Source organism: Nocardia macrotermitis (assembly GCF_009604405.1).
In the GTDB taxonomy this organism is placed as follows: domain Bacteria; phylum Actinomycetota; class Actinomycetes; order Mycobacteriales; family Mycobacteriaceae; genus Nocardia; species Nocardia macrotermitis.
In genome coordinates, this window is sequence record NZ_WEGK01000026.1 from 26,806 (window position 1) to 45,754 (window position 18,949).

The window sequence follows — 18,949 nt, forward strand, 5'->3', positions numbered from 1 at the left end:
GTCATTCCCCGCCAAGACTCCACCAAATCAACAACCTTCATTTTGAAAGACTCACTTTTCTAGCGATCTCTCTGCAATCAATCACCGGTCGATCAGGCCGACCATCCAACCCCGGTCAACCCACCCAGCAATCTTTCCGCCACCACAAGCGGCACTCCGCAGCAGGCACCCCTGGAGACAAATCGCCCAATCCACCCCTATGAACACAGCACACCACCCGCAACCACACCTGGGGCCGCGCACCGAGCGCCTCCCGGCCTCCATCCGATCCATGGCACGCGGCACCTCGCAACCCCACTCACCACCCGCATGCGCCCGGACAGTGCATGCACCCCCACCCCACGGTTGATATTGATCCGGAACTCTTCGGTTACGTTCTGCCGCAGATGAATCCACTGGTCAACCGGCCCGCTGATCCGCGACCGTTGAGTTTCCTCTCATTATTTCCCGAGTCGGTCCGTCGAGATCAGTGACCTCGTTCCAGATGCGCTGTACCGATCGATATCTCGCACCCCGCGACGAGGGCGCGATCGCCTCGACCGCAAGCATCAGAGCAGGCACAGACGAGAACAGCGCCTCTGCGAGCAGAGACGCTGTCCTGGTGGGGTTTTCGTGGCTAGCGGCGCTTGTTGCGGGGCTGCCAGACCACGAGGGCGGTGCTGCGTTGGGGCGGGGTCAGGTCGGGGCGGTAGGAGGAGCGTAGGTGGTCGACCTCTTCGGTGAGTTCGGCCACGCGCTGCTGCAGGGCCTCGACCTGGTTGGTCAGTTCGATGATCCGCTTGATACCGGCCAGGTTGACGCCCTCGTCCTGGGACAGGCGCTGCACCTCGCGGAGCAGTTCCACATCCCGGTTCGAGTAGCGACGGCCACCACCCGAGGTGCGGTGGGGGGTGACCAGGCCCAGCCGGTCGTAGGTGCGCAGGGTCTGCGCGTGCATACCGGCCAGCTGGGCTGCCACCGAGATCACGAAGTACTCGGCGCTCGAGCCACCCTGATTACCGAGGGGTGGATTCCCTGCCTGACCGGACATTACGCACCTGCCCATCCGGCTCGCGGATCGAATCCGCCGGCCTTCTCCGCCTCCGCGTAGTGACGCAGCGCCTCGGCGGCTTCCTCGTCCAGCTTCGGCGGCACCGCGACCTTCACGGTCACCAGCAGATCGCCCGCACCACCGGAGCGCTTGGGCACACCGCGCCCACGCACTCTCAGGGTACGTCCGTCGGCGGTGCCCGCGGGCACCTTCACCCCGACCCGGCCCTCCAGTGTGGGAACCGAAACCGTTGTGCCGAGCACCAATTCGCTGTAGCTGACCGGCAGCACCAACGTCAGGTCGTCGCCGTTGCGGCCGAAGACCTTGTCGTTGCTGACATGCACCGTGACGAACAGGTCACCCGCGGGAGCGCCGCGCAGACCCGCCTCGCCCTGACCCGCCAACCGGATCCGCTGCCCGTCCCGCACACCCGGCGGAATCCGCACGGTGATGGTGCGGGTCCGGTTCTGGATGCCGGTACCGCGGCAGTCCACGCACGGGTCGTCGATGATCGAGCCCGTACCGCGGCAGTCCTCGCACGGCTCGCTGAATCCGAACGCACCCTGGTTCCGGCTGATGACGCCGGTTCCGTTGCAGTGCGGGCAGACTCGCGGACTCGTGCCGGGCTTGGCGCCGCTGCCGTGACAGGTGGTACACGGCGACGGACTCGTCATCCGCAGCGGCACCGTCACACCCTGCGCGGCCTCGCGGAAGCCGAGATTGGTCTCGGTCTCCACATCGCTGCCCCGCCGTGGCCGCGTGGAGGTGCGTGTCGCACCGCCCGCACCGCGGTTGAACAGGCCGCCGAGGATATCGCCGAGCCCGCCGTCGGCGGTGGAACCCGCCGCGCCGCCGAAGATGTCGCCCAGGTTGAAATCGTTGAATCCACCCTGGCCGTAGCCACCGCCGGGCGAGAACCCGCCGCGGCCGAAACCGCCGTTGGCGAACAACTTGCGGGCCTCGTCGTACTCCGAGCGCTTCTCCGGATCGGACAGCACGGCATGCGCCTCGCTGACGGCCTTGAACCGCTCCTCGGCCGCGGCGTCACCCGGATTCTTGTCCGGATGCAGGTCGCGGGCCAGTTTGCGATACGCCTTCTTGATCTCGTCCTGGGTAGCGCCGGAGGAAATACCCAGCTCCTTGTAGAAGTCCTTCTCGAGCCACTCACGATTCACCAGGCATCTCCTCCTTCCTCAGCTCAGATGGACGCTCATTGGTCGTCGTCATCGGTGCCAGCATTTCCTGTCACCAGATCTGTTACCCCGTCGGTCACTCCGACAAGCGCGTGCCGCAGCACCCGATCGCCGAAGCGGTACCCCTTGCGCATCACCACACCGATCACCGGATCGTGGCCCTCGCCCTCGTGCTGCACGGCCTCGTGCACCGTCGGGTCGAACGCCTCGCCCTCCGTGCCGAACTCCTCGAGGCCCTGTTTCTGCAATGCCTCGGACAGCTTGTCGGCCACGGACTTCAGCGGGCCGGACTCCAGATCACCGTGTGCGCGAGCACGATCCAGATCGTCCAGCACGCCGAGCAGTTCGGTGACCACCGACGCCTTGGCGGTGTCGATCGCGGCCTTGCGGTCGCGTTCGGTGCGCCGCCGGTAGTTGGCGTATTCGGCGGTCAGGCGCTGCAGATCGGCGGTGCGCTCGGCCAGTTCGGCGTGCACCGGATCGGTGTGCGCCTCGTCGCCGGACACCGGGCCCGGTCCCCCCTCGGCCGCGGCGTCCTGCGACGCCGCGGCCGGGCGGACCTCACCAGTGACCGGATCGACCTTGCGGTTGTCCACGATCGTTACCGGTTCGGATTCCGAATTGTGTTCGGTCACTTCTTCTCCGGCTCTTCCACGACCTCCGCGTCGACGACCGTGTCATCGGAGTCGGGAGCAGCCGAACCGTTGCCCGAGGCAGCGGCGCCCTCGGCGGCGGACGCATCGTAGATCGCCTGGCCCAGGGCCTGCGACTCGGTGGCCAGCTTCTCCACCGCGGTCTTGATGGCCGCGATGTCGGTGCCCTTGAGCGCCTCGTTCGCGTCGGTGATGGCCGATTCGACCTTCCCCTTCACGTCCGCGGGCACCTTGTCCTCGTTGTCCTTGATGAACTTCTCGGTCTGGTGCACCAGCGACTCGGCCTGGTTGCGGGTCTCGGCCTCCTCGCGACGGGTCTTGTCCTCCGCGGCGTGCGCCTCGGCGTCCTTGACCATCCGGTCGATCTCCTCCTTGGACAGGCCGGAGCCGTCCTGGATCTTGATCGTGTTCTCCTTGCCGGTGCCCTTGTCCTTCGCGGTCACGTGCACGATGCCGTTGGCGTCGATGTCGAAGGTGACCTCGATCTGCGGCACGCCGCGCGGGGCCGGCGGGATGCCGGTCAGCTCGAACGAACCGAGCAGCTTGTTGTGCGAGGCGATCTCGCGCTCACCCTGGAAGACCTGGATCTGCACCGACGGCTGGTTGTCATCGGCGGTGGTGAAGGTCTCCGAACGCTTGGTCGGGATCGTGGTGTTGCGCTCGATGAGCTTGGTCATCACGCCGCCCTTGGTCTCGATACCCAGCGACAGCGGGGTCACATCGAGCAGCAGGACGTCCTTGACCTCACCCTTGAGCACACCGGCCTGCAGGGCGGCGCCGACGGCGACGACCTCGTCCGGGTTGACGCCCTTGTTGGGCTCCTTGCCACCGGTCAGTTCCTTGACCAGCTCGGAGACCGCGGGCATACGGGTCGAACCACCCACGAGGACAACGTGATCGATGTCCGAGACCGAGATTCCGGCGTCTTTGATGACGGACTGGAACGGCTGCCGGGTGCGGTCCAGCAGATCGGAGGTGATCTTCTGGAACTCCGAGCGGGTCAGCTGCTCGTCCAGGAACAGCGGGTTCTTGTCGGCGTCGACGGTGATGTAGGGCAGGTTGATCGAGGTGCTCTGGCTGGAGCTGAGTTCGATCTTGGCCTTCTCCGCGGCCTCACGCAGCCGCTGCATCGCCATCTTGTCCTTGGTCAGGTCGATGCCCGAGGAGCCCTTGAACTTGTCGACCAGCCACTGCACGACGCGCTCGTCCCAGTCGTCACCACCGAGGTGGTTGTCGCCGGAGGTGGCGCGGACCTCGACGACGCCCTCGCCGATTTCCAGCAGCGAGACGTCGAAGGTGCCGCCACCGAGGTCGAAGACCAGGATGGTCTGTTCCTTGTCGCCCTTGTCCAGGCCGTAGGCCAGGGCCGCGGCGGTGGGCTCGTTGACGATGCGCAGCACGTTCAGGCCGGCGATCTGGCCGGCTTCCTTGGTGGCCTGGCGCTGGGCGTCCTCGAAGTACGCCGGGACGGTGATGACCGCGTCGGCGATCTCCTCACCGAGGTAGGCCTCCGCGTCGCGCTTGAGCTTCATCAGCACGCGGGCGCTGATCTCCTGCGGCGTGTACTTCTTCCCGTCGATGTCCACGCTCCAGTCGGTGCCGATGTGGCGCTTGACCGAGCGGATGGTGCGATCGACGTTGGTGACGGCCTGGTTCTTCGCGGGCTGGCCGACGAGTACCTCGCCGTTCTTCGCGAACGCGACGATCGACGGACTGGTCCGCGATCCTTCCGAGTTGGCGACGACGACCGGTTCGCCGCCTTCGAGAACGGCGACGACAGAGTTCGTGGTCCCGAGGTCGATACCGACCGCACGAGCCATTGTGGTTCCTCCTGTATGACGTACCTGTATGTGGCGATGCAGGGCAGACGCCTGCCGCGGTTGCCGTTGCGACAACCACCGGACCTCACCCCGACACCGCCTGGAGCACGGTCCTCAGCAATACTGAGCGTGGTCGACTCAATCTTGCATCGACCCGGGGTCCGAGTCAACCGAGAACTTGAGTCCTGCACGCTCAACTTTGCGTCGATCTGGATAACGAGCGGCCCACCTCATCCATTCCCGCTCGGCGAAAATATTTTCCCGGACCGGGTCGACAACCGAAACCTCCTGGTAGACGAGGTGCGGCGTCGAAGCGCCGATGTCCTGCCGGTCGATGTCGGCGACCGGTGCTGCCCGGCGTCAGTCGCGTGATTCGTCCAGGAGCGGGAAGCGGCCCGAATTCAGCAGGCGCTGAATGCTTTCCGTGCGGGTGGCCGGGACGGCGTAGTCCGGGTGGGAGCGGAAGATCGCGGCGGCGTCGTGCAGGCGGGACATCTGCTGTTCGACCTCGAGCGCGGTGCGGGCGCCGGGGGTGGTCGGGTGGGTGGCGTAGGCGGGGCGGCGGGGGTCGACGCGGCCGATCTCGACGGCCTTGTCGACGCGGCGGGCGCAGTGGCAGGCGGCCTTCGGATTCGTGATGCCGCAGGTGGAGTTCAGGAAGTCGCCGAGGCGTTTCTTGGCTCGCTGCAAGCGTTTTCGGTAGGTGGCCGGGGTGATGCCGAGGACCCAGGCGGCCTCGGGGGAGCCCAGTTCGAAGACGTCGCCCAGGACGAAGGCGATCCGTTCGTCGCGACTCAGGCATTGCAGCATGGCCTGGCTACAGGTGAGGCGGACCTCGCGGGTGAGCAGGGTCGCCTCGGGGCCGCGGTAGTCCTGTTCGGCGAGGCCGTCGCGCAGATCGGTGGCGAAATCGTCCAGTGAGATCTGGGCGCGCTCCTGCGGGCTGCGGCGGCGCAGGTTCAGCAACTGGTTGACGCCGATGCGATACGCCCAGGTCAGCAAGCGGGCCTCGGCACGCCAGGTGGACAGGTTGCCCAGGACGCGCAGCAGGATCTCCTGGGTGGCGTCCTCGGCGTCGGGCGGGCTGCCGGTCATGCGCAGCGCCAGGCGGTAGAGCGGATCCTGGAGCAGCCGAACGACTTCCGTGATCGCGGCGGCGTCACCGGCGACGGCGCGCGCGACCAGATCCGCCTCGCCGATGGCGGGCTCCTGCGTGAACGGCGCGTCGGCCGATCCGATCTCCACCTCACCATGGTTCGGCGGATCGGCCGCGCACGCAAGCAGACCGGAAACTCCCACCACTGCACACCACATCGGATTCGCGCCGCCCTGATCGAACTCGCCCGTCACTCGATGGGTCTTCACCGAAGACTCATCGATCAGTGGACTCTTCGTTCAGCGCGAGACCTTCTCGATGGACGAAGACGGTCGGGACAGGTCGTGTTTGCCGAGCCACTGGGCGATGGCCTTGCCGATCGCGTCGGGCTGATCTTCGGGGGCGTGATGTCCCGCCGGGCCGATGCCTACCGTTTCAATGTTGGCGAATGTCGTTGTGGCCCAGTCGATTGTTTCGTTACCGCCCATGCCGATGCCGTTCTCGACCGCCATCAGCAGTTTGGGGATCTGCGGGGTGTCGGCCATCGCGCGGCCGTAGTCGGTCATGATCGCTGCGACGTCGGCGGGTTCGCCGTCGAACGGAATCTCCCTGGGCCACACCAGCATCGGGCGTCGGGACTCCGGCGTCGGGTAGGGCGCGCGGTAGACGTCCAGATCGGCGGGGGTCAGGCTCTTCGCACCGAAGGGCAGGTTGAATTCGATGAACATGTTCTCCTGCAAGATCATTCGCGCACCCTCCGGAGAACGGAAGCCGCGGAACAGGTCCGCGCCCTGCGGCGGCATCTCGGCCCAGCTCAGCGGGCGCAGGAAGGTTTCGAGGACGGCGATCCCGCGCACCCGTTCGGGATGCCGGGCCAGCCGGTGCATGGCCAGCGCGCCGCCCCAGTCGTGGCCGACGAGGACGGCCCGGTCCAGGTCGAGGGCGTCGAACCAGGCGTCCAGGTAGCGGGCGTGGTCGGCGAACCGGTAGCCGATATCGGGTTTGCCCGACTCGCCCATCCCGATCAGGTCCGGGGCCAGCGCGCGCACCTCGCCGCGCACGTGCGGAATCACGTTGCGCCACAGGTACGAAGAGGTGGGGTTGCCGTGCAGGAAGACGACCGGCACATCGCCCTCGCCGGTGTCGCTGTAGTGCATGAACGAGTCGAGAACGTCGATGACGGGCATCTCGGATCCTTCCGGTAGAAGTGCTTACACCGGGTTGGACACGTCATCGGGGAGGGCTGTGACGACCATTCGAAGTGATGTACATCACAGGCTGACTAACGGCTCGCCTTGGAGATGTACAGCGGCTCGCCGGTGAAGTCGACCATGAGATATCCGGACACGGCACCCCCGACGTAGATGCTCACCGCGGGCGGCGCGTCCCGGCTGATGCCGGAACGGTCGATGATGATGTGGCTGATCGGATTACCGGGCGCGCCGACCGACTGCGCCGCACCGGCCAGCAGGGCGGCCAGTTTCGCCAGGTCGAGTTTGCCGAGATCGAGCGGTTGCAGGTCCGGTTTCCGGGAGGTGGTGCTGCCGCTGCTGAATTTATCTCGGTACCAGGTTCTTTCGGACTTCGACGGGTCGCCCGCGGCAGGCCGTTCGATCGACGCGGTGTCCGGATGCAGGACCACCTCGTCGGCGAGCAGATCGCCGAAATGGGCGCGGTAGGTGGTCAGGAAGGATTCGAGACCGGCCGCGGTCGTCATATCCGGCGTCCTGTGGCTCGCGACCGGGCCGTCGTCGCTGGACACCCAGCCGCACAGCATGCCGATCAGCGCCACGGCCGCCACGAACGCGCCCGCCCGCAACCAGCGACGTGCCGGTCTGCGATGAGCCCGGCTGGTCGCCGGCCGGTCGACGAGATTCGCCGGGATCTGTAGATCGTCCAGGACGGCGTCCAATTGCGCGAAAGTGCCGGCGCGCATGGCGATCCGAGTGCGTTCGGCATGTTCGAGTTCGGTCAGCTGGCCGTCGCCGCAGGCCGCGTCCAGCACCGCGCACGCGTCCACCCGATCCGAATCACGAACGCGCAGTGCGCGATTCGCGGTGCGAGCGGGCGATCCGGGACGCCCGGACGGGGTGGGACCGGAGGTGTGCATCAGCCGCGCCTAATTGTCGAAGGGGTATGCGCGGACGAGCTGCCCGGCGGGCGTGGCCTCGAGGAATCCGCTCTCGTTGAACTTGTTGCCGACGAAGATCCTGATCATCGGCACGTCGTCGCTGCTGTCGATCTCCATGCCGAGGTGACTCACGGCGCCGCCCTCGACCTTCGTCAGCGCGGGCGCGCGGGTGAGCAGATCGCCGAGCGCGGCGACGTTCACCGCGGCCAGGTCGAAGAACGGTTTGGTGCGGTCGCGGGTGGTGACCGCGCCGCCGAGGGCGAAACCACCCCGGAAGGTGTAGTCGACGACCCGATTCGGCTGGTCGCGCCAGGTGCGCTGGACCGAGGCGTAGTCGGAGAACAGGGTCAGCTCGTCGACCACGGTATCGCCGAATTTCGTCCGGTAGAGGGTGCGGAACTTGTCGAATCCGGCGGCGGTGGTCAGGTCGGGTGTGTCGATCACCAAGGGCTGCACGGCCTTTGCCGCCGGAGCCGCGGTCGGGGTGGGTGGCGCCGAGTGGTGGGTCAGCTGGAATCCGCCGACCGCCGCGAGCACCGCGACGACGATCAGCGCGGCGGCGAACCAGGCTCCGCGCGGCCGGATGCGCTGTCGCGGATCGATCGGGGCGGGCGCGGGTTGCTGCAGATCGTCGGTCAGCCCGGCGAGGTCACCCAGGGTTTTCGCCTCGGCGGTCAGGGCGGTCAGGGTCTGATGTTCCTCAGACGAGAGTTGTCCGTCGGCCAGGGCCGCGTCCAACGCTCGGCAGGCCAGATCGCGATCCTCGTCGCGGGCGCGGATGTGGTGCGGATAGCGGCCGAGCCGATGCCGCGGGTTCGGCGCGGGCGGTTCGGACCAGGCCGCCACGCCCGCCGGGGCCTGTAGGTCCGCCACCAGTCCGCGCAGCTGACCGATCGTTTTCGCGGTTCCGGCGCGGTCGGAGCGGTCGTGGTACTCGTCGGCGCCGAGCTGGCCCTCCTCGTACGCCGCGTCGAGCAGCGTGCGGGCCCGGACCCGATCCATGTCGCGAGCCCGCATCCCTGCCTCGGCCACGTTCGGCGTACCAGGCATATCGGACGATCGGGGGCTCACCCTTGGATGGTAGAACGTCGGCGCGGCGTTGCGGCACCCTGTTGTTCGTCGCCGGGATGGTGACGGCTGCGGGCGAGTGGCTTCGAAGTCGGCCTGCGCGTGGGCGACTGCGCGGTACGGTTCGCAGCATGAAGGCTGTGGTGTGTTCCGAGGGTGTGCTCGAGGTCGCCGATGTGCCCGCGCCCGAGCCGGGGGCGGGGCAGGCGGTGATCGATGTGCGGCGGTGCGGGATCTGCGGGTCGGATCTGCATGCGCGGGTGCACTGTGACGAGCTCGCGGAGCTGGCCGTCGCGACCGGGTACGACGGGTTCATGCGATCCGATCAGCGGGTGGTGCTCGGGCACGAATTCTGCGGGGAGATAGTCGATTACGGGCGCGGCTGTCGCAAGCGGTGGCGGCCGGGCACCCGGGTGGTCGCGCTGCCGATCCTGCGCGGCGGGCGGCAGCCGCAGCTGACCGGACTGTCCGAGGCCGCGCCCGGCGGTTACGCCGAACAGGTGCTGGTGCAGGAATCGATGACGTTCCCGATCCCCAACGGCCTGTCCGACGAACTGGCCGCCCTCACCGAACCCATGGCGGTGGCCTGGCACGCGGTGCGCGCGAGCCGCATCGGACGCAAACAGACCGCCTTCGTGATCGGTTGCGGACCGATCGGTCTCGCGGTCATCTCGATGTTGAAGGCGGCGGGCGTGCACACCGTCGTGGCGAGCGAGAACTCCCCGCGCCGCCGCGAACTCGCCGCGCGCTGCGGCGCGGACGCGGTGGTCGATCCGGCCGTCGAGCAACCGTGGACCGCCGGGCCGCGCGGCAGCCGGATCGACGGCGTCACCGACATCCTGAACCTCGGCTTCGACGCCATGGAGAAACTGCGTCGCATCCCGAATCTGCCCTGGTGGTACCTGTTCCGGATGACGCACACCCTCGGCTTGGACCCCGCCGGACCGGTGGTGTTCGAGTGCGTCGGCGTGCCGGGCATGATCGAGCAGATCGTCACCGCCGCCCCGCCGCGCGCCCGCGTCATCGTCGTCGGCGTCTGCATGCAGACCGACCACTTCCGCCCCGCCATGGCCATCAACAAGGAACTCGACCTGCGTTCCGTCTTCGGTTACGACCCCGGCGAATTCCGCGACACCCTGCACATGATCGCCGAAGGGCGGGTCGATCCGACGCCGCTGATCACCGGGACCGTCGGATTGGACGGCGTGGCAGACGCGTTCACCGAACTGGCCAGCCCGGAGCAGCACGCGAAGATCCTCATCGATCCGACGGCGTGACCGGGGCGTCGGCGTCCTGGAGAAGGTCCAGGACGCCCTCGGCGCTGCGGGTGGCGGTGCGGCAGGCCGTGGCGGTGAACTGATCGGACAGGGGGTGGGCGGCGCGGGATCGCCACTTGCGGATGGCGGCGAGGGCTGCGGCGCGAAGTTGGGCGGGGGTGGCGTCGGGCGGGAGGCCGAGGCGGAGGTGGGGGGCGATGCCGGTGCCGCCGATGAGTCGGTGCAGTTCGGTGAGATCGTCTGGCGCGAAAGGTAATTCGTCGGTGCGGAGGTGGCCGAGCAGGCGGAGTTCGGCGAAGCCGTGGACGTCGGCCAAGAGGGTGCGGACGCGGGGCAGGAGTTGATCGGCGGCCGTGCCGGAGTGGGCGGTGAGGATTCGGGACAAGCCGGTCAGGGCGGAGTGAGCCTTCAATTGGTCTGCGCGCTGGGCGAATTGGACGTCCAGGACGGTGCGCAGTTCGTCCAGGCCGCTTCTGTTCGTCAATTCAGTTGCCAGCGTGGAGGAATCGCGTGCACCGAGGCGAATCAGGGTGACTGCCAAGCGGATTCCGAACAGGCCGAATCGGGCGGCCAGATGTGCGCGCAGCGCGGGCGGTACCGGCAGCGGCAGGTCGGGGCGGGCGAATCGGTCCGCGGACAGCAGGGCGAGGGCGAGATCATCGACCGGGACCGTGGCCAGCGCCTCGAAGGCGTCGAACTCGCGCTGACGCAGGGTGGCGGCGGCGAAGGCGAGCAGCCCGACGACCGGAATCACCTCCTGGCACAAGCCCGTTCGCTCCAGCTCACCGGCGAATCGGGACGCCACATCGCGGGCGGAATGCAGGGCGTCGATGCGGCCCGAACCGATCTCGTCGGCGCGCGAGACCACGCCGATCACGCCGAGCGGGCCCTGTTCGCCGGTGCCGATTCGTTCCAGGAAGTCGATATCCGCGTCGTCGAGGCGGCGCAGCAGGTAGACCACGGCGTCGGCGGCGGGCAGGGTGTCGCCGGTGTCCTCGGGGCTCTCGGCGAGCAGACGCTCGGTCCGGTGCGACACCGCGCGGGACAGCGAGGAGATGCCCGGCGTGTCGATGATCGTGGTGCGGGACAGCGTCGCGGCGGGCCACTCCACCGCGAGATGGTCGACCTCGCGGCGCTCACCGGCGGGCCAGCGCAGTGCGGACAGGTCGAAGGTCAGGCCGTGCGCGCCCGGTAGGCCGTCCGCGCCCGGCGACCTGCGCACCACGACGTCCGCGCGGACCCCGTCGGCCGACATCGCACCCACCCGGGGCGTGGCGCCGTGCCGATACCAGGTCACCATGCGGGTGCACTCGGTCGCATCGGTCGGCGCAATATCCTGTCCCACAAGGGCATTGAGCAACGTCGACTTCCCGGCCTTCAACTGCCCCGCCAACGCCACCCGCAACGGCTGCTCCAACCGCCCCGCACATTCCGCCAGCAACCCACCCACCCGCGGCTCCCCCTCGAACGCCCGCCGCGCCGCCGCCAACAACCCCCGCGCCTCCGGCACGATCCCCCGCCCCACACCCACGTCATTCACGACGTCACCGTATCCGCGACAACTGTGAATCCGCTGCGATCCGGACGTAATCCCCCGCGACCGAGCCATCCCGCCCGAGCCGGTGCACACGCAGGCCCTTCGGCGCACGGCCACGATTTCGCGGTCGGATCGCGGCGCGGCCGACGACCTGCCGACAAGGTGTGTCCGCATGCCGACCCCGACCGGGAACAGCCCGCCGCGATCGGACCGAAGCCGATGTCGTGCTCGGAGGCCGCGCGGGTTCGGCCGAGGGCATCCCGGTGACGACGCGGGACCGATGCGGTGACGCGGGACGGTCCAGCCTGCGACGCCACGATCGCCCGAGCAGATGCGATGGGAAGCGGCGCGCGGCGAGAGCCCCTGCGGGTGTGGCTGTGGTCATCCCGGTGGGAGTAGGGCGTCGGCGTGGCGGCGGAGTTGGGCGACGGTGTGGAGTTGGTGTTCGAGTTCGGTGCAGCGGGCGGTGCGGCGGGCCGTTTCCATGCCCGCGGCGTCCTGGGCGGCTTGCAGGGAGTCGTTGATGGAGCGGAGGCTGCGGTCGGCGATGCCGGTGAAATGGTCGCGGAGCAGGCGGTGGATGCGGTGCAGGCGGTCGCGGGACTGCTTGCCCGCCGCGAAGCTGACGTCGTCGAGGTAGCGGCGGACGGCGGTCTTGGCCTCGGCGCGGCGGCGGAGCAGACGTTCGCGTTTGTCGTCGCGGAATGCCTTGCCGCCCAACAGGACACCCGCGCCGAGCGAGAACGGGTTGATCAGCGCGAGACCGGCGACCGTGCTGGCGAGGCCGATCATCACCATGCCGCCGTAGGAGCCGCGCATGCCGACCAGGAGTTTGTGGCCCAGGCCGAGATCGGGTTCGAGATCGGCGAGCGTCACCGCACCGGCGGCGGGGTGCAGGCCGTGGCGCAGCGCGGGCAGTTCCACGCCGCCGAATTCGAGGAAGTGCTCGCCGACGCGTTCGGCCAGTTGCACCGCGCGGGCGTGCGTCCACAGCAGGTTGTCGCCGATGGCGGTGTCGGTGGTCGCGGTGAGCCACTCCTCGATGCGGTCCCAGTGCCGGGACGGGTCGTTGTCGTCGATCCAGTCCTCGGCGGTGCGGCCGATGTTGCGGAGCCGATCGCGCAGGTCGTGGTCGATATCGCCGGTCAGATCGGTGATGCCGTCGCCGAGGGTCTGCTGCCAGGTGGCGGTGCGGCGGTAGAGTTCCTCGGCTTCGGTTCTGGCGGTGCGCAATTCGCGGACGGCCAGTTCGCCGCGTTCGGGATCCCGCAGTGCGACCAGTTCACTGCTCAGGGCCAGCGCGAGATGTTCTGCGGCGGAGGAGATGTCGAGCGCCACCGCGCGTCGAGTGGCCTCCCGACCGCGCGCGACGACCTGTTCGCGCAGGAAGTCGTAGAGTTCGCCGAAGCCCGATTCACGGCCCAGTTGTTCGTCCTGCAAGCGCAGTGCATGGGTGCGCAGGAGTGCGGATATCGGGAGGATCGGGACATCGATTCTGTTGTGCCGCAGGTGTTCCCGGTCGGCATCGAGGACCTGACGCCAGTGCGGGTACAGATCGATCTTGCCGAGCAGCAGGGCCGTGGCCGGGCAGAGTTCGGCGATCTGCCGCAGCAGGTCGGCCTCGGGTTCGGTGAGTTCGGTGGACGCGTCCGAGATCACCAGTACCGCGTCGGCAGTCGGTACCATCGCGAGAACCGCTGCCGCACCGGAGTTTCCGTGGCCGCCGGTGGCCGGGGTGTCCACGAGCACGATACCCTCGGCGAGCAACGGATTCGGCACCCGGACCTCGAGTCGCGTCGCCCGGCCGTGCGAGTTCGGGGTGACGGTGTGAATCTCGCTCACCGGCACGGTAATTCGCTGTTCCTGCGCCGAATTCCCGTCCGGCCCGGCCAGTACGACCTCGGCCTGCGGCTCCGGCCCGGAGGCGAACACCAGCGGAACCGTGGTGGTGGCATCGTCGCCCACCGGACTGATCTCGAGATTCAGCAGGGCGTTGACGAACTGGCTCTTGCCCTGATTCCCCATGCCCGCCACCACGATTCGACGTCGAGGATCGCGCACCCGCTCGGCCAGCGTCTCCAGCCGCCCGACCAGATCCCCGCGATCCGCGACCCGCGCGGCTGCGATCGTCTCCGCCAGCAAGGTCGGCAAGGGCAATACCGTTGCCCCCGAAGCCGATTCATCCACAACCACGGTCCCCATATCCGCCGCCTCTCCTCACCTGGTCCCGCTCAGTGCAACAACCCGCCGGTGATATCCACACCCGGATGCGTCTCGGCGGTGGTCGCCGCACCGGCATCGCCGAACAACCCCGTCCCGGCATGCGTGGCACTGTCCAACCCACCACCGAGCGACCCGTGTCCCCCGGCACTCAACGTGCTGTCGACCGTACTGTGCGTCGCGGTGCCCACCGTCGAGTCGACACCATTCCCGAACGCATGCGAAACATCCACACTCGCCCAGGGATTCGCCGCAGCCGCCGTCGTCCCCCCGAGCGATCCCCCCAACTCGGTCCCGGTCCCCAACCCACTGTGCACCGTATTGTCGGTCACCCCACCCACACTCGTCCCCAACCCCGCCCCCACCTGCGCCGCATCCGACACCCCCAACCCACTGTGCACAGCCGCCCCACCCGCATCCGACACCGCTGTGGACAACCCCGCCCCAGCCGACGCCACCGTGGACAGATCCCCACCCACATGTGCCGCCGAATCCCCACCGGCCGAAAGCGTTGTGGACAACCCACTCCCGACATGAGCGGCAGAATCCACACCACTCGACACCGTCGTGGCAACCCCGTTCCCAGCATGCAGCGCCGAATCCGCCCCGTTCGACACCGCAGCCGAAAGCCCGTTCCCCACCTGCCCGGCGGACTCCACACCCGTCAACATCGTGGTCGACAACCCATTCCCCGCATGCACCGCCGAATCCGCACCCGCCGCCAACGTCGTCGAAAGCCCGTTCCCCACCTGCACCACCGAATCCCCACCAGTCGAAAGCGTTGTGGACAACCCACTCCCGACATGAGCCGCGGAAACCCCACTCCCCACCTGCAACCCCGAATCCCCGGCTGCCGACAGTGCACTGGAAAGCCCGTTCCCAACCTGCACAGCAGAATCGGCACCACCCGACAACGCCGTAGAAATCCCACCCCCAGCCTGGGTAGCCGACTCAGCAGCAGCCGACAGACTCGTGGACAACCCACTCCCCGCCGACAACCCCGAATCAGACTCTGCCACAACAGTTGTCGCCAGACCATCCGGCACCTGCACCGCCGCGTCCGCACCCGTCGCCAACGCGGTCGACAGCCCGTTACCGACCTGCGCCGCCGAATCCACACCGGTCGACAGGGTTGTGGACAAACCACTTCCCGCCTGCACCACCGAGTTTGCCGCACCCGACACACCTGTGGACAAATCGCCGGCAGCGTTCACAGCACCACCGATACCCGACGAGATCCCCGTACCGATCTGAGTGGCAGTCCCAGCCGTCCCCTGAAGGTCGCCGAGCACACCACCGGTTCCACCCACCGCATCGCCGAACGTCGCCGCACCATCGGCAAGAGCGCCGATTCCGCTGGTCAAACCACCTGTGAGAACTGTATTCGCAGCCGCCCCGGCACCGCCCGCCGCACCGAGGTCACCCGACAACTCCGAACCGAGCGCAGCCCCGGCTCCCAGACCTGCGGCGGACTCCACACCCGTCCCCAATTCGTCGGCCAGCTCGGTCCCCACCCCCGCAGCCGCCCCGAGACCAACACCCGACCCCAAACCAGCCCCCAGTTCAGTACTCAACCCAGTACCGAGATCCGCCGCCGCCCCAAGGCCGGTCCCCAACTCGGTCCCGACACCGGCAGCTGTACCAAGACCTGTCCCCAACTCAGTACCCAGATTCGCGGCAGCCCCGAGACCCGCACCCAACTCCGTCCCGAGCTCAGCCGCTCCCCCGAGGCCAGTGCCCAACTCCCCACCCGCATTGGTCACCGCACCCAAACCAGCGCCCAACTCGGTCCCGACACCGGCAGCTGTACCGAGGCCCGTCCCCAACTCGGTACCCAGATTCGCCGCAGCCCCCAGCTCCCCACCCAAGTTGGCGGCCGTACCCAGCCCTGCGCCGAGTTCGGTACCCAGGTTCGTGGTAGTCGCCAGGTTTGCGCCGAGATCGCCGACCGAGTTGGCGGCGGATTGGAGGCCGGTATTCAGTTCGGTGGTCGAGTTGGTGGCGGCTCCGAGGGTAGTGGTGAGTCCTGTGGCCAGGTTGGTCGCCGAAGTGAGATCGGCTGTGCTTTGGGTGCCGAGAGCCGTGCCCGCGCCCACGGCAGCGCCGAGACCTGCGGCCGCACCGAGGCCGGCATCCACAGCCGCTTCGACACCAGCGGCCGACTCCAGACCGGTGCCCAAATTCGCCGCCGCCCCCAACCCAGCGCCCAACTCCGTTCCGAGACCTGCCGCTCCCCCGAGGCCGGTAGCCAGCGCCCCACCCAAATTGGTCGCCGCACCCAAACCAGCACCCAGCTCAGTCCCAAGATCGGCGGCTGTTCCGAGGCCCGCATCCGCAGTCGCACCGAGACCCGCGCCGACACCAGCTGCCGCGTCAACGCCCGCACCAGCGGCTGCACCCAGCCCTGCGCCGACACCCGCAGCCGCACCAAGACCCGCATCCACTGCCGTACCGAGTTCAGCGCCGAGACCCGCACCGGCACCGGGACCTGCGCCGAGACCTGCTGCCGTACCGAGTTCAGCACCGAGACCTGCTGCGGTATCGAGGCCCGCGCCGACAGCTGCGCCGAGGCCCGCGCCGATATCGGTGCCGAGGTTGATGCCTGTTCCGAGGTTGGCGCCGGTGGCGATCGCGCCGCCCAGGGCGGTGCCGACTTCGAGGCCGCCGCCCAGGCCGGCTCCGGCACCGGCGCCTGCACCGAGGCCGCCGCCGAGACCGAGGCCGCCGCCGGCAGTCGCGCCGACGCCTGCACCGGCGGTGCCCTGGGCTCCGGAACCGGCGGCGATGATGGCGGCTAGTTGGTCGCCGCCGGTTACCAGGGCGGATTCGGCGACCATGGGGGCTACGGCGGCTATGTCTTCGGGGGTTACCGCGCCCAGGCCCGCGGCGGAGAGGGCTTCGGTGGGGTTGATGCAGTAGCCGGTGGCGGCCTCGTGGTCGCGGAGCAGGGCGAGGATGAATTCGAGAATGGCGTTGGGGGTCATCGTGTCTCCTGGGTCGGCGGACTCGATGATCCGCGGCGGGAATTGCCTTCGACGTTAGAAACCGCTCTGACAACGCGAAACGGGGTGCAACCCCCTCATATCGGGAGCGGTCGCGTTGGGGGTATGTCACGGATTAGGGGAAATTCCCCGCAATCCCCCGAACACCGGTAACGGGGGCACCCCGACGACCGACAGGCCCGTTAGCCAGACCGCAGAACTCGCCGATTCACCGCACCGCGCGTTCGCCAACGACAGGGGTTCGCATGACTCAGGACCTGACGCTCGGCATCACCGCCGGGTCGTCGCAGACGGTCGCCGTGACCGCGACGGACGCGGGCCGGACCGACCGGCTCACCGTCCGCACCGGCCCGACCGCACCCGGTCTGGACCCGGATCTGGCGCGCACCCTGCCCGCCCGGGTCGGCGATCCGGTGGACATCCGCACCGACGACGGACGCGCCCTGGCCCCGGCCGACCTGCTCGCCGAAGCCATCGCCGCCACGGTGCGCGACGTCGATCCCGCGAGCACCGTCGCCGCCTTCCCCGGCTGGTGGTCGACGCACGCGGTGCAGACCCAGCGCGACGCACTCGATCGCGCGGACCTGAGCGATGTGGTCCTGGTCCCCGAACCCGCCGCCGCCGTGCACTGGGCGGCGACCACCCACGACATCGCCGAGGGCACCACCGTGGTGGTGTACGACCTGGGCGCGACCGGCGTGACCGTGTCGCTGGCCGATACCGGCCGCGGCGGCGGACCGCGCGGAGAATCGCTGCGCTCCACCTCCGTCGCCGGTGACGAATTCGATCTGTTGATCATGCGCTACGTTCTGGCAAATGCCGTGGGTGATAACGATTTCGACCCGTTCGATCCGGCGGTCGAGCAGGAATTGGCCATTGTCCGGCAGCGCAGCAGAAATGCCAAAGAGATACTGTCCGCGAATACCGCCACCTCGGTTCCGGTCCGGTTGCCGGGTGTGAGCCGCGAGGTCCGCCTGGTTCGCGACGAGATCGAGGATCTGCTCCGCCTGCCGCTGCTGAGTTCGGTCGGGCTGATCGGCGAGGCGATGCGCCGGGCGGGGGTGGATCGCGACGCGGTCGGCCATATCCTGCTGACCGGTGGTGGCGCGTCGATTCCCCTGGTCACCGAGCTGATCTCGACCGAATTCGGCATCCCGGTACTCGCCGCCCAGGATCCGGCGCACACCAGCGCGTCGGGTGCGGCGCTGCTGGCGGCCGAGCTGCTCGCCGAGGCGGCGGTTCCCGAAACGGTGATGCCGAGCGGTGAGCTGCTCGTCGATTCGGCGGCAGCTCTGCCCGATGTCACGAAAACCCCTGTCCTACCGGAACTTCCGAAGGACACCGGCCCCGAACGCTCCAGTTCGCGACGCCGCGTGATCCTGATAGCCGCGGCGGCGATAGCGGCAGCGACACTGGCCACCGGGACGCTGGCACTGGGCACCACCACCCCGACGACGAGTTCGCCTGCGACCGTGAGTAATACGACCACCGCATCGAACAGCACAACCCCCAACCCGGCATCGGGCGGCGCGGTCGCATCGGCAGCACCGCGCGGCGCGGGCACATCGGGCGGCACGACCACCTCGGCGGTACCGGGCAGCACCATCGCCCCCGCAGCACCGGCGGCCAATTCCGCGACCACGCGCAACGGCATCACCCCCACCGCCGCGAACCCCGCCCCGACAGCAGGCGCTACCGCCCAGCAACAACCGCAATCCCCAGCCCCCCAAGGCAATTCGACCCAACCACCGAATTCCGCCGCACAACCACCGGTCACGGTTATCACCGCCCCGACCATCCCGGCCATTCCCACTGCCCCACTGGGCAATTCGTCCACCAACCCGCTGAACCAGACCGGCAACACCCTCGGCACGGTGCTCCAGGTACCGGGCAAGATCCTCCCGCAGACGGGCAAGTGAGGT

The 18,949-nt window shown here is 68.5% G+C and carries 14 protein-coding genes and 1 pseudogene; 3 read left to right on the top strand and 12 right to left on the bottom strand.

Going from position 1 to position 18,949, the window contains the following annotated elements; genetic code table 11:
• Positions 1–616: 616 nt before the first annotated feature.
• The 8 genes from NRB20_RS35380 to NRB20_RS35415 all read right to left on the bottom strand — a co-directional run bounded on the left by NRB20_RS35380 (position 617) and on the right by NRB20_RS35415 (position 8,994).
• Positions 617–1,030, bottom strand: coding sequence for a heat shock protein transcriptional repressor HspR (locus tag NRB20_RS35380; protein ID WP_153415784.1), 414 nt, complete (start codon positions 1,028–1,030; stop codon positions 617–619).
• Complete coding sequence (gene dnaJ / locus NRB20_RS35385; RefSeq protein WP_153415785.1) at positions 1,030–2,208, bottom strand: molecular chaperone DnaJ; 1,179 nt, start codon at positions 2,206–2,208, stop codon at positions 1,030–1,032. Before dnaJ ends, NRB20_RS35380 begins: the two co-directional genes overlap by 1 nt.
• Positions 2,209–2,240: 32 nt before the next feature.
• Positions 2,241–2,858, bottom strand: coding sequence for a nucleotide exchange factor GrpE (grpE, locus tag NRB20_RS35390; RefSeq protein WP_319945816.1), 618 nt, complete (start codon positions 2,856–2,858; stop codon positions 2,241–2,243).
• Positions 2,855–4,696, bottom strand: a complete 1,842-nt coding sequence (dnaK, locus tag NRB20_RS35395) for a molecular chaperone DnaK (RefSeq protein WP_153415786.1) — start codon at positions 4,694–4,696, stop codon at positions 2,855–2,857. The genes grpE and dnaK overlap by 4 nt, the downstream gene beginning before the upstream one ends.
• A gap of 360 nt (positions 4,697–5,056) precedes the next feature.
• Positions 5,057–6,061: an RNA polymerase sigma factor gene (locus tag NRB20_RS35400; RefSeq protein ID WP_319945817.1), complete on the bottom strand. Its 1,005-nt coding sequence runs from the start codon at positions 6,059–6,061 to the stop codon at positions 5,057–5,059.
• Positions 6,062–6,091: 30 nt separating this feature from the next.
• Positions 6,092–6,979 carry a haloalkane dehalogenase gene (locus NRB20_RS35405; protein WP_153415787.1) on the bottom strand — a complete coding sequence of 296 codons (888 nt, stop codon included), beginning with the start codon at positions 6,977–6,979 and terminating at the stop codon, positions 6,092–6,094.
• A gap of 95 nt (positions 6,980–7,074) precedes the next feature.
• Positions 7,075–7,902, bottom strand: a complete 828-nt coding sequence (locus NRB20_RS35410) for a DUF1707 SHOCT-like domain-containing protein (RefSeq protein WP_153415788.1) — start codon at positions 7,900–7,902, stop codon at positions 7,075–7,077.
• A gap of 9 nt (positions 7,903–7,911) precedes the next feature.
• A complete protein-coding gene (locus NRB20_RS35415) occupies positions 7,912–8,994 on the bottom strand; it encodes a DUF1707 SHOCT-like domain-containing protein (protein ID WP_153415789.1) in 1,083 nt (360 codons plus the stop codon).
• Positions 8,995–9,122: 128 nt separating this feature from the next.
• On the opposite strand from NRB20_RS35415, the gene NRB20_RS35420 reads away from it, so the two are divergent.
• Positions 9,123–10,268 carry a zinc-binding dehydrogenase gene (locus NRB20_RS35420; RefSeq protein WP_153415790.1) on the top strand — a complete coding sequence of 382 codons (1,146 nt, stop codon included), beginning with the start codon at positions 9,123–9,125 and terminating at the stop codon, positions 10,266–10,268.
• Here the strand turns inward: NRB20_RS35420 and NRB20_RS35425 are convergent.
• The 3 genes from NRB20_RS35425 to NRB20_RS38730 all read right to left on the bottom strand — a co-directional run bounded on the left by NRB20_RS35425 (position 10,249) and on the right by NRB20_RS38730 (position 15,167).
• The gene (locus tag NRB20_RS35425) at positions 10,249–11,808 is read right to left on the bottom strand and encodes a dynamin family protein (RefSeq protein ID WP_319945818.1); all 1,560 of its coding nucleotides are present in this window, start codon (positions 11,806–11,808) and stop codon (positions 10,249–10,251) included. The genes NRB20_RS35420 and NRB20_RS35425 overlap by 20 nt on opposite strands.
• A gap of 378 nt (positions 11,809–12,186) precedes the next feature.
• Positions 12,187–14,007 (bottom strand): dynamin family protein, encoded by a 1,821-nt coding sequence (locus tag NRB20_RS35430; RefSeq protein ID WP_153415792.1) that lies wholly within the window; start codon positions 14,005–14,007, stop codon positions 12,187–12,189.
• Positions 14,008–14,036: 29 nt separating this feature from the next.
• On the bottom strand, positions 14,037–15,167 hold the full coding sequence (locus tag NRB20_RS38730; protein WP_153415793.1) for a hypothetical protein: 1,131 nt from the start codon (positions 15,165–15,167) through the stop codon (positions 14,037–14,039).
• A 924-nt stretch (positions 15,168–16,091) separates the two neighbouring features.
• Between NRB20_RS38730 and NRB20_RS38735 the strand changes: the two genes are divergently transcribed.
• A complete protein-coding gene (locus tag NRB20_RS38735) occupies positions 16,092–16,823 on the top strand; it encodes a hypothetical protein (protein WP_153415794.1) in 732 nt (243 codons plus the stop codon).
• 39 nt (positions 16,824–16,862) lie between these two features.
• Here NRB20_RS38735 and NRB20_RS39725 read toward each other — a convergent pair.
• Positions 16,863–17,009: pseudogene (locus NRB20_RS39725) on the bottom strand (IniB N-terminal domain-containing protein); the annotation flags it as partial.
• A gap of 263 nt (positions 17,010–17,272) precedes the next feature.
• Between NRB20_RS39725 and NRB20_RS35445 the strand changes: the two are divergent.
• A complete protein-coding gene (locus NRB20_RS35445) occupies positions 17,273–18,946 on the top strand; it encodes an Hsp70 family protein (protein ID WP_153415795.1) in 1,674 nt (557 codons plus the stop codon).
• The last annotated feature ends 3 nt before the right edge of the window (positions 18,947–18,949 follow it).

What these genes read in the sequence shown, in the direction of transcription:
- dnaK (WP_153415786.1), bottom strand. Translation starts at nt 4,696, where the DNA reads ATGGCTCGTGCGGTCGGTATCGACCTCGGGACCACGAACTCTGTCGTC.
- NRB20_RS35430 (WP_153415792.1), bottom strand. Translation starts at nt 14,007, where the DNA reads ATGGGGACCGTGGTTGTGGATGAATCGGCTTCGGGGGCAACGGTATTG.
- NRB20_RS35405 (WP_153415787.1), bottom strand. Translation starts at nt 6,979, where the DNA reads ATGCCCGTCATCGACGTTCTCGACTCGTTCATGCACTACAGCGACACC.
- NRB20_RS35420 (WP_153415790.1), top strand. Translation starts at nt 9,123, where the DNA reads ATGAAGGCTGTGGTGTGTTCCGAGGGTGTGCTCGAGGTCGCCGATGTG.
- NRB20_RS35380 (WP_153415784.1), bottom strand. Translation starts at nt 1,030, where the DNA reads ATGTCCGGTCAGGCAGGGAATCCACCCCTCGGTAATCAGGGTGGCTCG.
- NRB20_RS35445 (WP_153415795.1), top strand. Translation starts at nt 17,273, where the DNA reads ATGACTCAGGACCTGACGCTCGGCATCACCGCCGGGTCGTCGCAGACG.
- NRB20_RS35410 (WP_153415788.1), bottom strand. Translation starts at nt 7,902, where the DNA reads ATGCACACCTCCGGTCCCACCCCGTCCGGGCGTCCCGGATCGCCCGCT.